This window comes from Streptomyces sp. NPDC013317, from assembly GCF_055563155.1.
In genome coordinates this window covers 35662-49463 of the sequence record NZ_JBVHDX010000027.1, presented here as the reverse complement: position 1 = coordinate 49463, position 13802 = coordinate 35662, and the positions used below count along the sequence as shown (strand labels likewise).

Sequence of the window (13802 nt, the reverse complement as noted above, 5' to 3'; positions counted from 1 at the left end):
TACGAGGACGACCCTCCGCCTTGCGATCGCACGCACCAGACGCCGCGGGGCCCGCCCTTCGGGCGGACGGCGCTACTTTCGCAACACGCCCTAGGACTCCCGTTCCGCCATCAGCTCGGAGACCTTCACGAAGCGGTAGCCCTTGGCCCGGAGCGCGGGGACGATCCGGCGGATCGCCTGTTCCGTGACGGGGGCCGCGCTGCGGGTGCAGTGCATGACCACCAGCGAGCCCGGTCTCACCCCGTCGAGGACCTGCTCGGCCACCGCGTCGCCGTCCTTCGCGAAGGCGTCGCCGCTGACCACGTCCCACTGCACGGCCGTGACCTTCGCGGGCGCGAGCGCCCGCAGCGCCCGGTCGTCGTAGCAGCCGCCCGGGAAGCGGAAGTACGGGACGACGTTGCGCGCCCCGGCCTTCCGGAACGCCACGAAGGCCCGCTTCACATCGGCGGCCATGTCCTGCTTCGCCACCGTCGGCAGGCCGTAGCAGGGTGCGGCGAAGGCGTAGTGGCTGTACGAGTGGTTGGCGATCTCGAATCGGGGGTCGGTGCCGATGGCCCGGGCCTGGTCCGGGTACTCCTCGGCCCACCGGCCGGTCATGAAGACCGTCGAGTCGACCTTCAGCCTCCGCAGGGTCTCGATCAGCTGCGGATTGTCGAAACGCTCGCCGCCCGCCGCCCGCGGCCCCTGGTCGGCCGTCATGTCGGCGTCGAAGGTGAGCGCGACGACCTTGTCCGTGCTGTCGCCTCCGGTTCTCGGGGCCCGCTCGAAGACCGGGGTGAGCCCTCCCGGCCCCGGAGCCATCGTCGGCGGCGCCTTGCGCACGACGGCCGGCTGCCCGGGAGCGGCACCGGCACTGGCGCTCGCGCTCGGGCTCGCCCCGGACGACGCGCTCGACGGTGAGGCGGACGGACGGTCGGGAGCCGCCGCCGTGTCGGCGGCGCCCCCGCCGCAGCCGACGAGTACGGCACCCAGCACAGCAAGCGCCGACATTTTTCGTACAGAAGTGGTCACGAACGGAAGTTATCCGATCGCCGGGGTGCAACGATGACGGCTCGACACCAACCGGGCACGAGTCCACGCGAGCGGAAGCTCAGCTCGCGAGCAGCAGCCTCCGGCTCTCCGCCACGTCGAAGTCGCCCGGCGGGTACCGGGGGTCGAGGGCCTCCAGGTGTTCCAGGAGCAGCGCGCTGATGGCCCAGTTGCGGTACCACTTGCGGTCGGCCGGGACCACGTACCAGGGCGCAGCCTCGGTCGAGCAGCGTTCCAGGGCCAGTTCGTACGCCTCCTGGTACGCGGGCCACAGCGCGCGCTCCTCGATGTCGCCCCTGTTGAACTTCCAGTGCTTCTCGGGGTTGTCGAGGCGCTCCAGGAGCCGGGTGCGCTGCTCCTCGTACGAGATGTGCAGGAAGACCTTGACGACCGTCACGCCGTCGTCGACGAGGGACTCCTCCCAGCGGTTGATCTGGCCGTAGCGGCGGCCGAGGTCACGGCGCGGCACCAGCTCGCGGACGCGGGCGATGAGGACGTCCTCGTAGTGCGAGCGGTCGAAGATGCCGATCTCGCCCGGCACCGGCAGGGCCCGCGCGATCCGCCAGAGGAACGGGTGGCCGCGCTCCTCGGCCGTGGGCGCCTTGAACGCGCGGATGCGGCAGCCGGAGGGGTTGAAGTGGCCGATCACATGCTTGACCGTGCCGCCCTTGCCGCTGGTGTCCATGCCCTGGAGGACGAGCAGCAGCCGGCGGCGGTCGCCGGCGGTGCTCGCCGCGTACAGACGCTCCTGGTACGCGGCGAGGCGGGGTGCGAGCAGGGCGGTCGCCTCGATCCCCGCCGCCTTCCCCGCCGGTCCGCCGGGGATGTCCGAGGCGGAGTACGCGGCGAGGTCGACGTGTTTCCCGACGGGCACGCGCAGCAGGTCACGCAGGACCGGCTGCTTCCGCGGCCGGAGCTGTCCTGATCCGTGCTCCGACGCGCCGGTCTTCGACCCGTCCGTCCTCGACGCGCTCTTCTTCGACCGGTCCTTCTTCGACCCGTCCTTCTTCGCCCGGCTCTTCTGCTTCTCGCCGGGCTCCTTCTCCTGCTTCCGGTCCTTCTTCGCCACCTCGCCACCCTTCCCGTCCACCCCGCGCCTTCCCCCCGATCCTGCGACGGAACGGGGGGACGCGCGACCGCTGGCCGGTGGCTACGTCAGCACCACGGGCCGGTCACCGCGAACGTCGTGCCGGGTGTGTAGCAGTTGACGTACATCGTCCGGCCGTCCGGGGAGAAGGTGACGCCCGCGAACTCGCCCCACTCCGGCGCCTCAGGGCTGCCGATGTTCTGCGCCCCTCGTGCCACCGCGTACACCTCGCCCCGGCGGCTCAGCCCGTAGACGTGCTGGGCTCCGTTGCCGTCCTCGCAGACCATCAGCCCGCCGCTCGGGGCGAGGCAGATGTTGTCCGGCGACTCGCCGGGCAGCTGGATGTCGGTGCTCGGACCGAAGACGACGACGAGCGTCAGACGGCGCCGGTGCGGCTCGTACTTCCACACCTGGCCGAAGTGGGTCGCGCCGGAGCCGTCGCCGGTGCGGGCGAAGGACGAGACGAAGTAGACGGACCGCCCGCCCCAGTAACAGCCCTCCAGCTTCTGCGCGTGCGTGATGCCCCTCGGCCCGAAGTCCTGGTGTCTGATGGGCGTCTCGACGGCCAGGGGGTCCGGCACCGGCACCCACTCGACGCGGTCGAAGCTCGCCCCGGTCTCCTGGATCACCGAGAGGTCGGGCACTCCCGGCACCCGCATCGCCTGCAGCTCCCCGCCCGCGCGCAGCGAACCGTGTCCGCCCATCGGCACCTCGGGCAGGAAGCGGTAGAAGAGCCCGAACGGCCGCTCGAACGCGTCCTCCGTCTCGTACACGATCCCGCTGTGCGGGTCGACGGCGATCGCCTCGTGCTGGAAGCGGCCCATGGCCGTGAGCGGTACGGCTCCGGTGCGGTGCGGGTCGGCTCCGTCGACCTCGAAGATGAAGCCGTGGTCCTTGGTGTACCCGTTGGTCCCGGCCCTGTCCTCGGTCTCCTCGCAGGTGAGCCAGGTGCCCCAAGGGGTGGGCCCGCCGGCGCAGTTGACCGCGGTGCCCGCGATCGCGACGCGCTCGCCGAGGACGTTGCCGCGGCCGTCGAGCGTGAGCGCCGTACAGCCGCCCTTCCCTGCGGGGTCGTACGTCAGCCCGGCGACGGTCGGTACCCCGATGCGGCCGGTCGCCCGGTTCTCGTGGTTGCGGACCAGATGGACCCGCCCGCGACGGCCGGCGAAGGCGCTCATGCCGTCGAAGTTGCTCGGGACGGGGCCCTCGCCGGAGCGGAGGAGGTCGCCCTCGCGGGAGAGGACGGTGTAGCGGAAGCCCTCGGGGAGGTCGAGGAGGCCGTCGGGGTCGGGGACCAGCGGACCGTAGCCGGAGTGGCCGCGAGCGGCCGACGTACCGGCGAAGAGTTCGGTGAAGGAGCCCGCGAAGGCGATGCCGGCGACGGACGCGCCGGTGCGGGACAGGATCTGACGTCGTGTTGCGGACATGAGGCAACCCACTGTTCCTGTTGGCGGACAGGTGTGTGCTGTGACGTGTGACCCGCATGTGTGTACCACGCAAGGTGGTGACAGGTGAACCATGCGGGCCACAACGGCCTCATGTGGCGCGGGTGATCAGCGTCCGACCGGTCTGCGATCGGTCGGACGTCGACGTGCGATCGACGTGCGATCGGCGTGCGATCAGCCCCGGGCAGCAGGCAGGGCGCGATCAGGCGAGATCGGCGTCCAGCGTGATCGTCGTGCCGGTGAGCGCCTGGCTCACCGGGCAGTTCTTCTTGGCGTCCTCGGCCGCCGCCTTGAACTGCTCCGCGTCCAGGCCGGGGACCTCGCCGCGTACGGTCAGGTGGATGCCCTTGATGCCCTCGCCGGGCTGGAAGGTGACATCGGCCTTGGTCTCCAGGCGGGTGGGCGGGTTGCCCGCCCCGGCCAGGCCGTGGGACAGCGCCATCGAGAAGCAGGAGGAGTGCGCGGCCGCGATCAGCTCCTCGGGGCTGGTCTTGCCGTTCGGCTCCTCGGCGCGCGAAGGCCAGGAGACCTGGTACTCGCCGAGGCCGGAGGAGTCGAGGGTGACGACGCCCTTGCCCTTGAGGAGGTCGCCCTCCCAGACGGTGTGGGCGTGGCGGACGGTGGCCATGGTGTATCCCTTCGATCGGGTATGGCCCCCAACCTACTGCTCGACCAAGGCCTTCGCGTCTCGTGCCAGGGCCGTGAGCCGGGAGATCGCCCGGAAGTACTTCTTGCGGTACCCGCCCTTCAGCATCTCTTCACTGAACAGACGGTCGAAGGGGAGTCCCGAGGCGAGCACCGGGACCTCGCGGTCGTACAGACGGTCGGCGAGGACGACGAGCCGCAGCGCCGTCGACTGGTCCGGGACCGCCCGTACGTCCGTGAGGCAGACCGCCGTCAGGTCGTCGGTGAGCGCGCCGTAGCGGCTGGGGTGGACCTTGGCCAGGTGGTCGAGGAGGTGCGGGAAGTCGTCGAGCGAGGCGCCCGGCGTCGCGTACGCCGCCTTGGTCACCTGCTCCTCGGAGTACGGGGCGGGCGCCTCGGGCAGCCCGCGGTGGCGGTAGTCCTCGCCGTCGATCCGCAGCGGACGGAAGTGGGCCGAGAGGCCCTGGATCTCGCGCAGGAAGTCGGCGGCGGCGAACCGGCCCTCGCCCAGCTTGCCCGGCAGGGTGTTGGAGGTCGCGGCGAGCGCCACACCCTCCTCGACGAGCCGGCTGAGGAGCGAGGAGACGAGGACGGTGTCGCCCGGGTCGTCCAGTTCGAATTCGTCGATGCAGAGCAGCCGGTGGCCGCTGAGCGTGCGCACGGTCTGCTGGAAGCCCAGCGCGCCCACCAGGTTGGTCAGCTCCACGAAGGTGCCGAAGGCCTTGAGCCCGGGCTCGGCGGGCGTGGCGTGCCAGAGGGAGGCGAGCAGGTGGGTCTTGCCGACGCCGTAACCGCCGTCGAGGTAGACGCCGCGCGGCCCGCTGGGGGCGGCCGGCTTCTTCGCGAACCAGCGGCTCAGGGCAGGGCGCTTGCCGGCGCCGGTGGCGTGGGCGCCGCCGAGCCCCTCGGCGAACGAGCTCAGGGCCCTGACCGCGTCGGTCTGGCTCGGCTGGTTCGGGTCCGGGATGTACGTGTCGAAGCGCACCGAGTCGAACCGGGGCGGCGGAACCATCTCCGCGACGAGGCGGTCGGCGGGGACACGGGGCTCCCGGGCACAGAGGGAGACCGGGGCGGCTTCGGTGGAAGCCGCTTCGGCTATGGCGCGGGAGGCGTGGGAGGCACGGGTCGACACAGTTCCCCACTCTATGCGCCGTGTCAGACTGCGAGGATGCGACGCCTGTTCCCTGTGACGGACATGACAGCCACCGACGACGCCGGTCGGCACGCGCTCGGTGACAGTGAGTGGTCACTCGACGAGCTCGCCGACGCCTACGCGTACCCCGCTCTCGCCCCGGATGAGACCTGGCTGCGCGCCAACATGGTCTCCTCCCTCGACGGCGCCGGACAGCACGACGGCCGCTCCCAGCCCCTCTCCTCCGACAGCGACATGCGGATCTTCGGCACGCTGCGGGGTCTTGCGGACGTGATCGTCGTGGGGGCGCAGACGGTACGGCAGGAGGGGTACCGCCCGGCACGCGCGCGTGAGGCCTTCGCGGCCCGCCGGGAGGCGGCCGGGCAGGGCCCCGCGCCGGTGATCGCGGTGGTCAGCGCCTCGCTCGACCTGGACTTCTCCGCGCCGCTGTTCACCGAGCCGCTGGTCCCGACCCTCGTCCTGACCGGGGCGGCGGCACCCGCCGACCGGGTGGCCGAGGCGGGGAAGGCGGGGGCGGAGGTGGTGATCGCGGGGGACGGGCCCGGGGTCGAGCCGGCCCGTGCGGTGGCGGCGCTCGCGGAGCGTGGCCTGCGGCGTCAGCTGACCGAGGGCGGTCCCCGGCTCCTGGGGCAGTTCGTGGCGGCCGGGGTCCTCGACGAGCTGTGTCTGACGGTCTCGCCGACGATGACGGCGGGCGCCGCGCAGCGCATCGCCGGAGGGCCGTCGGTGGCCGTGCCGCAACGGTTCGCCGTGGCGTCCGTGCTGGAGGAGGCCGGGTTCCTTTTCACCCGCTACCGTCGGATCTGACAATCGGCGGAATTTGTCGTTCCGGTTAGCTTCCGCTGGGCACACTTACCCCCGTAGACCCCGTGCGGGCACGGGGAAGGATGGTTTCCGCAGAAGGGCTCCTGAGGTGTTCACAAGCGTTCTGATGATCGAGAAGCCCCTCACGTCCGTCGACGTGGAGTTCGTCACCACCCTGCACGGCGAGGAGAACGTGTCGTTCATCGTGCTGATGCAGCCCCGGGGTGACCAGGCCGATGTCCTGCTGCGTGCCATCGACGACGTCGCCATGGGCGAACTCAAGGAAGCGACCCGCGAGGGCGAGGAACCGGAGGGCAAGGCGGCCCGTGTCCCCGCCGAGCAGGCCCTGGAGTACTCACTGCAGGCACTGCGGAACGCCGGCTGCGAGGCGGTCGGACAGGTGGTCGAGGACCACCCCCTGAACAAGATGAAGTCGGTGGTCGAGGAGTCCGACGCGGACGAGGTGATCGTCCTGACGGCACCGCACTACGTGGAGGAGTTCTTCCACCGGGACTGGGCGTCGCGGGCCCGCCACAAGGTCGGCGTGCCGGTCCTGAAGCTGTTCGCCCACAGCGAGGCGGAGCCCGCCTGAGGACGGCGGTAGGGGGCGGCTGCCCGGCCGGGCAGCCGCCCCCTACCGCCGTCGGCGTCCTGCCGTGGCGGCGCGGGCCCCGGGCGGACCGTGCGCGCCGACACCGTCACGCCGGGGCCCGGGGGTGTCGTAGGGAGCCACTAGGCTGGGGACCTCCTGTACGTCGTCCCCCGGGGAGAACACTCATGGCACCCGCCATCCCTGCCGCCATGGAACGGCCGCACTTCATCGGCATCGGCGGTGCCGGAATGTCGGGCATCGCGAAGATCCTCGCCCAGCGCGGAGCGAAGGTCGCCGGCAGCGACGCGAAGGAGTCCGCGACCGCCGAGGCGCTCCGCGCGCTCGGGGTCACGGTGCACATCGGGCACGCCGCCGCCCACCTCGCCGACGACGCCTCCGCCGTCGTCGTCTCCAGCGCCATCCGCGCCGACAACCCCGAGCTGGCCCGCGCCGCCGAGCTCGGCATCCCCGTCGTGCACCGCTCCGACGCCCTCGCCTCCCTCATGGACGGCCTGCGGGCGATCGCCGTGGCCGGCACGCACGGCAAGACGACGACCACGTCCATGCTGGCCGTCGCGCTCACCGAGCTCGGCCTCGACCCCTCGTACGCCATCGGCGGCGACCTCGCGGGACCTGGCACGAACGCCCGGCACGGCGACGGGCGGGTCTTCGTGGCCGAGGCCGACGAGAGCGACCGCAGCTTCCAGAAGTACGACCCCGAGGTCGCGATCGTCCTCAACGTCGAGCTGGACCACCACGCGAACTACGCCTCCATGGACGAGATCTACGAGTCCTTCGAGGCCTTCACCGCCAAGATCCGCCCCGGCGGCACCCTCGTCGTCGGGGAGCACGCGGGCGCGCGTGAGCTGGCCGCCCGCGTCTCCGGCAACCGCGACCTGCACGTGATCACCGTCGGCGAGTCCGAGACCTCCGACGTCTGGATCCGCTCGATCGTCCCGAACGGCATGACCAGCGAGGTCGTCGTCGTCCTCGACGGCGTCGAGCACACCTTCACGGTCTCCGTGCCCGGACGCCACTACGCCCACAACGCCGCCGCGGCCCTCGCCGCCGGCTCCCGCGTGGGCATCGACCCGGCGGAGCTGGCCCAGGCCCTCACCGCGTACACCGGTGTCGGCCGCCGCCTCCAGCTCAAGGGCGAGGCGGCCGGTGTCCAGGTCATCGACTCGTACGCCCACCACCCCACCGAGATGACGGCCGACCTGGAGGCCATGCGCGGCGCCGCCGGTGCGGCCCGCCTCCTCGTGGTCTTCCAGCCGCACCTCTTCTCCCGCACCCAGGAGCTCGGCACGGAGATGGGCGACGCCCTGGCCCTCGCCGACGCCTCCGTGGTCCTGGACATCTACCCGGCGCGTGAGGACCCGATCCCCGGCATCACCAGCGAGCTGATCATCGACGCGGCGCGCGCGGCCGGCGCGGACGTCACCCCGGTCCACGACAAGGCCTCGGTGCCCGACGTCGTCGCGGGAATGGCCAGGGCCGGTGATCTCGTTCTGACGATGGGCGCGGGTGACGTCACGGACCTCGGTCCTCTGATCCTGGCCCGTCTTTCGAGCTGAGGAGCATGTGATGACGGCGTACGAGGTCGAGAAGCCCGACGAGCAGTGGCGCGCGGAGCTGACCCCGGCGGAGTACCAGGTGCTGCGGCAGGCGGGCACGGAACCCGCGTTCCGCGGTGAGTACACGGACACGAAGACCAAGGGCGTCTACTCCTGCCGGGCGTGCGGCGCCGAGCTCTTCACGTCGACCGAGAAGTTCGAGTCCCACTGCGGCTGGCCGTCCTTCTACGACCCGAAGGACAGCGCGGCGGTCGAGCTGATCGAGGACCGCTCGTACGGCATGGTCCGCACCGAGGTCCGCTGCGCGCGCTGCGGTTCGCACCTGGGCCATGTCTTCGAGGGCGAGGGCTACCCGACCCCGACGGACCAGCGGTACTGCATCAACAGCATTTCGCTGAAGCTGACGCCCGACGAGGGCTGAGCGGGCGCCGCCGGATAACCGGTGGAGGTCCCGGCGAGGCGGTGACAGGGTGTGACGCATGACGTCGCACCACGCCGAGCGGCTCCCGAGGGAGCCGCACACCTCGCTGGGACTGTGTCGTTCGGCGGAGTTCCGGAGCCGGCCGAGGGTGCGGGCGCCGATCCCGGACGGACCGAGGCGGTGATCCGCCGGGTGGGCGCGGAGACCGGCCTGGCGTGCGGCGAGAACGCCATCGGTATGCGGACGTACGCAGGCGGTGAGGAAGGTCCGCGGAGGACCCACGTGCACGTCGTGTACGCGCACCCCGGAGAGCAGAGCCTCACGCGCGAGGTCCTCGACGCGTTCCTGGGCGGGCTGGCCGACGCCGGCCACACGTACACGGTCTCGGACCTGTACGCGATGGAGTTCCGCTCGGAACTGACCCACGCCGAGTACGAGCGCGAGTCAGGACGGCGCCCCGACGCACCCGTGCCCGACGACGTCGCCGCCGAGCAGGCCGCGCTCGCCGCCGCCGGGGCATGGGTGTTCGTCTATCCCGTGTGGTGGGCGGACTGTCCGGCCCGGCTCAAGGGCTGGTTCGACCGGGTGTGGACCGTGGGTTTCGCCCGGAAGACCACCGGACCCCCCATGGTGGCCGACAAGGCGCTGGTGCTCTGCACGGCCGGGTACGACATCGCCGAACTCGACGCCTCCGGCTGCTACGAGGCGATGCGGACCGTCATGCTCACCGACCGGATCGGCGGGCGGGCCAGGGCGAGCGAGTTCGTCGTCCTTGGAGGTTCGGCGACCGCGGGCGCGGGGGAATGGCCGGCTCTCAGAGCCGCGCACCTGGCACGGGCGGCGGAGCTGGCGCGCTCGCTCTGAGGCCGCCAGCAGATCCGAGCGCGCTCGCTCTGAGGCGCAGGGGATCTGAGCGCGCTCGCTCTGAGGCCCAGGGGATCTGAGCGCGCGTCCGCGGCTGCTAAGGGCCTCAGCGGGTCTTCGCGGAAGTCGGCGCCTCCTCGGCGGCGGCTTCATCGGCGGCGGCGACCTCCTCGGCGGCGACCGGCGACGGCTCCTCGGGTGGCTTCCCGCGCCGGGCGAGGTCGGCCACCGCGAGGGTGAGGACGCCCGCCAGGAGCCCCCAGAACGTCGAGCCGATACCGAAGAGCGTGAACCCGGAGGCCGTCGCGAGCAGGGTTACCACGGCGGGCTCGCGGAGGCGGTCGTCCTTCAGGGCGGAGGTGAGGGAGCCTCCGATCGTGCCCAGCAGGCCGATGCCCGCGATCCCGAGGACCAGGGCGGGCGGCATCGCGGTCAGCAGCCAGCCGACCATTCCGCCGAAGAGGCCGACCAGCAGGTAGAAGACGCCCGTCCAGACACCGGCGACGTACCGCTTCCGCGGATCGGGGTGAGCGGCCTCGCCGCTGCAGATCGCCGCGGTGATCGCGGCCAGGTTCAGGCCGAAGCAACCGAAGGGCGCGAGCACGGTGTTGACCGCGCCCGTCCACGTCAGCAGCGGTGAGACCGGCGTGGAGTAGCCGGCGTTGCGCAGCACCGCGACCCCCGGCAGGTTCTGCGACGCCATCGTCACGGCGTAGAGCGGCAGACCCACGCCGACGAGAACCTGCCAGTCGAACTCGGGGCGTACGAATGACGGTTCGGCGAGGGTGAGGGCGAAGCCGTCCAGCTTCCAGGACCCCTGCCACGCCGTCGCGGCGACACCAGCGGCGAGCGCCGCGACGACCGCGTACCGGGGGAACCAGCGCCGGCCGACGAGATACGCCAGGAACATGGGGACGGCGATGGCACCGTCCTTCTCCATCTGCGTGAACAGCTCGGTGCCGAACTGGAGAAGCACCCCGGCGAGCAGCGCCGAGGCGAGCGGCACGGGAATCCGGTTCATGATCCGCTCGAACCAGCCGGTGACCCCGCTGATCACGATGAGGACGGCGGACAGCAGGAACGCCCCCACCGCCTGTGCCATCGTCACACCCTGCAGCCCGGTGGCGAGCAGTGCGGCGCCGGGGGTGGACCAGGCCGTCACGACCGGAGCCCGATGGCGCAGGGACAGACCGATGCAGGTGACGCCCATGCCGATGCCGAGGGCGAAGACCCAGGAGGTGAGCTGGGCGGACGTCGCCCCGGCCGCCTTGGCCGCCGTGAAGACGACGGCCACGGAGCTGGTGACGCCGATGAGTACGGCGAGGAAGCCGGCGGCGACGGCGGAGACCGGCGCGGCGGACTGGACGTGTCGTAGGAAAGCCATGGCCGGGGAATCGTGGCACATCGCGCGTGCCCGGCCACAGTGAGTTTTCCACAGGCCTTGTCCCGTGGGCCACGGTGGCCGCAAGATCCAGGAGTGATCCATTTTGGGGAGGGGAAATGATCAAGGGAGGCAACGCCTTCGTTCCGACGGTGCCGCTGCGGATCGCGGTGCGGAACGGGGTCGACGTCGCGGTCCTGCTGCTGACGGAGCAGGGCCGGGTCCGGGGGGACGGCGACATCGTGTTCCACGGGGCGCCGGTCCATCCTTCGGGCGCGGTGCGGCTGTTGGGGGAGGAGAGCGGCACGGTCTGGCTGGAGGCCGGGCTCACGGCGGTCGAGGGGGAGATCACCCGGGTTCTGGTGGTCGGGTCGACGGAGACCGGTTCGATGCGGGACCTGCCGGGGCTGTCGGTGGAGGCGTTCGCTCCGGACGGCACATCGGTCGCGCGGTACGAGGTGACGGACGCCGGAGGTGAGACGGCGATGGTCCTGGGGGAGCTGTACCGGCGGGCGGGGGGCTGGAAGTTCCGTGCGGTGGGCCAGGGTTACGTGAACGGTCTGGCAGGCCTGGCGACGGACCACGGCGTCGACGTCGCGGACCACGCCCCGGCGGCCCCGGCCCAGCCTCCGCAGGCGTTCCCTCCGGCTCCGGTGCCCTTCCAGCCGCCGGTGGGGTCTCCGGCCCCGGTGCCCTTCCAGGCCCCTGGCCCCGTGCCCTTCCAGGCCCCTGGCCCCGTGCCCTTCCAGGCCCCTGGCCCCGTGCCGTTCCAGGCCCCTGGCCCCGTGCCGTTCCAGGCCCCTGGCCCCGTGCCGTTCCAGGCCCCTGGCCCCGTGCCGTTCCAGGCCCCTGTTCCCGGGGCTCCGCAGCCCTCCGCTCCGGTGCCGTTCCAACCACCGGTCGGCACGCCGCCCGTCGTGCCCCCGCCGGCCTTCACGCCGCCTCCCCCGCCCGCGCCCGCGTCGGCACCTGCGGCGGCGATCCCGCAGCCCGCGCCGCAGCCTGTCCCGCAGCCCGCGGCTCAGCCTCCCGCGCCGGACCGGACCTTCGGTCCCGTCTTCGAGCCGTACACGCAGACCGGCCGGGACGGCGAGGTGATCACGGTGAACGGGCTCCCGCCGGGCCCGGTCGTGGTCGACCTGGCCGTCGACGCGAAGGACGCGTACACCGGCCTGTGGCCCCTCACTCGGTTCAACAAGGAGGAATCGAGCCTCATCAACAGCACCGAGGACAACTTCCGGGGCCGGGTGATCGCCATGGTCCCCGACAGCGGGCGGCTCAGACTGAGGCTCAGGGCCGACGGTCCCTGGCGGCTCCAGGTGCAGCCGCTGGCGGCGGCCCGGCGTCTGACGGAGGCGGACATGGAGGGCTTCGGCCCCGACGTCCTGCTGCACACCGGTGGGACGGCCGATTTCGCCATCCGCTACCGCGGCAGCGAGAACCTCATCATCTACGTCTACGAACTGGCCGGGCACGACGACCCGACCACGCTTCCGGACGTGGGGTCCTCCGTGAACGAGATCGGCAAGCGGCGGGAGACGGTGCCGCTGCCGGAGGGGCCGGTCGTCGTCCACCTGATGATGGCGGACGGTCCGTGGCAGGCGCGCCTGAAGGACCTCGAGCCGCACAGCGCCGGGCCGTCGTACGGCGCAGGCGGCCCGGCGAGGTTCCCCGAGGTGCTTCCCGAGCCCGGCAAGGTGCAGAACTGGCTGCGGAGGGGCAGACGCTGACCTCTCCTACCGCCCCCGGCCGTGCGGCCGTTCCTTACAAAGTTGTGGGTACCTGACAAAAATGTCAGTACTTGTCCGCCGGTTCGCGCCCCCGCAGCATGGAGCGGACCTCGCACCGAGGTCGCACCGACACCGCGGACAGGAGCGACACATGGCCGGGCAGCACCACCCCACTTCCGTGACCGTCGTCGGGCTCGGCTCGATGGGCAGCGCGCTCGCCGACGCGTTCGTCGACGCCGGGCACCCGACGACCGTGTGGAACAGGACCGCGTCGAAGGCCGCACCGCTCGTGGCGAAGGGGGCCGTTCACGCGCGGACGGTCGAGGAGGCGGTCGCGGCGAGCCGGCTCGTCGTCGCCTGCCTGACGACCTACGAGGACACCCTCGTCGCCCTCGAGCCGGCCGCCGTCGCCCTCGGTGGGCGGGCGTTGGTCACCCTCAACAGCGGCTCCCCGGCCGGTGCCCGCCGGACGGCGGCGTGGGCCGAGGCCCACAGGGTGCGGTACCTTGACGGGGCGATCAAGAACGTGCCGTCGGCCGTCGGGGCGGAGGGAACCCTCCTCTACTACGGCGGCGACAGCGCTGTCTTCGAGGAGTTCGAGCCGACCCTGCGGGTGCTGGGCGGCGACACCGTCTACCTCGGCGCCGAGCCGGACCTCGCCGCGCTGTACGAGATGGCGGTGGGCGGCACGCTCCTGCCCGCGCTCGTCGGATTCTTCCAGGGCGCGGCGGCGCTCCGGGCGCGGGGGCTCGAGGTCTCCTCGATGGTGAGATTCAGCGTCAAGTGGTTCGAGATGATCAATTCGGTGCTGCCCCTCTTCGCCGACGAGATCGACCGTGGTGACTACGGGGCATCGGGGTCCTCGGTGAACATCTTCCTCGCCGGAGCAGCCGACGACGCCCGGTTCGGGGAGGAGGCGGGCCTCGACGTGGAGTGGCACAAGCCCTTCCACGACCTGCTGACACGGGCGGTCGAGGCCGGCCACGGGGACCACAGCATCGCGGCCCTGACGGAGGTGCTCACCAAGGCCCGCGCGAACGCCTAGCCGGCGGGCCCCGGGTGGCGGAACCTGGT

The 13802-nt window shown here is 71.9% G+C and carries 13 protein-coding genes; 7 read left to right on the top strand and 6 right to left on the bottom strand.

What is annotated here, in order from left to right; translation table 11 throughout:
* Positions 1 to 90 precede the first annotated feature (90 nt).
* The 5 genes from ACZ3IJ_RS35800 to zapE form a co-directional block, all read right to left on the bottom strand.
* On the bottom strand, positions 91 to 990 hold the full coding sequence (locus ACZ3IJ_RS35800; RefSeq protein ID WP_467475351.1) for a polysaccharide deacetylase family protein: 900 nt from the start codon (positions 988 to 990) through the stop codon (positions 91 to 93).
* Between the two features lie 100 nt (positions 991 to 1090).
* Positions 1091 to 1921, bottom strand: coding sequence for a PPK2 family polyphosphate kinase (locus ACZ3IJ_RS35795; protein ID WP_467475349.1), 831 nt, complete (start codon positions 1919 to 1921; stop codon positions 1091 to 1093).
* Positions 1922 to 2184: 263 nt separating this feature from the next.
* Complete coding sequence (locus ACZ3IJ_RS35790; RefSeq protein WP_467475343.1) at positions 2185 to 3543, bottom strand: alkaline phosphatase PhoX; 1359 nt, start codon at positions 3541 to 3543, stop codon at positions 2185 to 2187.
* 220 nt (positions 3544 to 3763) lie between these two features.
* Positions 3764 to 4189, bottom strand: coding sequence for an OsmC family protein (locus ACZ3IJ_RS35785; protein WP_467475341.1), 426 nt, complete (start codon positions 4187 to 4189; stop codon positions 3764 to 3766).
* Between the two features lie 33 nt (positions 4190 to 4222).
* A complete protein-coding gene (zapE, locus tag ACZ3IJ_RS35780; RefSeq protein WP_467475339.1) occupies positions 4223 to 5338 on the bottom strand; it encodes a cell division protein ZapE in 1116 nt (371 codons plus the stop codon).
* 36 nt (positions 5339 to 5374) lie between these two features.
* Between zapE and ACZ3IJ_RS35775 the strand changes: the two genes are divergently transcribed.
* From ACZ3IJ_RS35775 to ACZ3IJ_RS35755, 5 genes are all read left to right on the top strand, one after another.
* On the top strand, positions 5375 to 6166 hold the full coding sequence (locus ACZ3IJ_RS35775; protein ID WP_467475337.1) for a pyrimidine reductase family protein: 792 nt from the start codon (positions 5375 to 5377) through the stop codon (positions 6164 to 6166).
* A gap of 106 nt (positions 6167 to 6272) precedes the next feature.
* Positions 6273 to 6755, top strand: a complete 483-nt coding sequence (locus tag ACZ3IJ_RS35770; protein ID WP_467475335.1) for an indole-3-glycerol phosphate synthase — start codon at positions 6273 to 6275, stop codon at positions 6753 to 6755.
* 185 nt (positions 6756 to 6940) lie between these two features.
* Entirely contained in the window at positions 6941 to 8332 is a 1392-nt protein-coding gene (gene murC, locus ACZ3IJ_RS35765; protein ID WP_467475333.1) for a UDP-N-acetylmuramate--L-alanine ligase, read from the top strand.
* Between the two features lie 10 nt (positions 8333 to 8342).
* Complete coding sequence (gene msrB, locus ACZ3IJ_RS35760; RefSeq protein ID WP_467475331.1) at positions 8343 to 8753, top strand: peptide-methionine (R)-S-oxide reductase MsrB; 411 nt, start codon at positions 8343 to 8345, stop codon at positions 8751 to 8753.
* 114 nt (positions 8754 to 8867) lie between these two features.
* A complete protein-coding gene (locus tag ACZ3IJ_RS35755; protein ID WP_467475329.1) occupies positions 8868 to 9617 on the top strand; it encodes an NAD(P)H-dependent oxidoreductase in 750 nt (249 codons plus the stop codon).
* A gap of 106 nt (positions 9618 to 9723) precedes the next feature.
* On the opposite strand, the gene ACZ3IJ_RS35750 is transcribed toward ACZ3IJ_RS35755, so the two are convergent.
* A complete protein-coding gene (locus ACZ3IJ_RS35750) occupies positions 9724 to 11001 on the bottom strand; it encodes a benzoate/H(+) symporter BenE family transporter (RefSeq protein ID WP_467475327.1) in 1278 nt (425 codons plus the stop codon).
* 116 nt (positions 11002 to 11117) lie between these two features.
* Between ACZ3IJ_RS35750 and ACZ3IJ_RS35745 the strand changes: the two genes are divergently transcribed.
* Both ACZ3IJ_RS35745 and ACZ3IJ_RS35740 read left to right on the top strand, forming a co-directional pair.
* Complete coding sequence (locus tag ACZ3IJ_RS35745) at positions 11118 to 12728, top strand: TerD family protein (RefSeq protein WP_467475325.1); 1611 nt, start codon at positions 11118 to 11120, stop codon at positions 12726 to 12728.
* 61 nt (positions 12729 to 12789) lie between these two features.
* Positions 12790 to 13773: an NAD(P)-dependent oxidoreductase gene (locus ACZ3IJ_RS35740; RefSeq protein ID WP_467475323.1), complete on the top strand. Its 984-nt coding sequence runs from the start codon at positions 12790 to 12792 to the stop codon at positions 13771 to 13773.
* Positions 13774 to 13802 lie beyond the last annotated feature (29 nt).

Coding starts and splice junctions, on each gene's coding strand:
- ACZ3IJ_RS35800 (WP_467475351.1), bottom strand. CDS start 990: ATGTCGGCGCTTGCTGTGCTGGGTGCCGTACTCGTCGGCTGCGGCGGG.
- ACZ3IJ_RS35790 (WP_467475343.1), bottom strand. CDS start 3,543: ATGTCCGCAACACGACGTCAGATCCTGTCCCGCACCGGCGCGTCCGTC.
- ACZ3IJ_RS35785 (WP_467475341.1), bottom strand. CDS start 4,189: ATGGCCACCGTCCGCCACGCCCACACCGTCTGGGAGGGCGACCTCCTC.
- ACZ3IJ_RS35775 (WP_467475337.1), top strand. CDS start 5,375: ATGCGACGCCTGTTCCCTGTGACGGACATGACAGCCACCGACGACGCC.
- murC (WP_467475333.1), top strand. CDS start 6,941: ATGGCACCCGCCATCCCTGCCGCCATGGAACGGCCGCACTTCATCGGC.
- msrB (WP_467475331.1), top strand. CDS start 8,343: ATGACGGCGTACGAGGTCGAGAAGCCCGACGAGCAGTGGCGCGCGGAG.
- ACZ3IJ_RS35750 (WP_467475327.1), bottom strand. CDS start 11,001: ATGGCTTTCCTACGACACGTCCAGTCCGCCGCGCCGGTCTCCGCCGTC.
- ACZ3IJ_RS35745 (WP_467475325.1), top strand. CDS start 11,118: ATGATCAAGGGAGGCAACGCCTTCGTTCCGACGGTGCCGCTGCGGATC.
- ACZ3IJ_RS35740 (WP_467475323.1), top strand. CDS start 12,790: ATGTCAGTACTTGTCCGCCGGTTCGCGCCCCCGCAGCATGGAGCGGAC.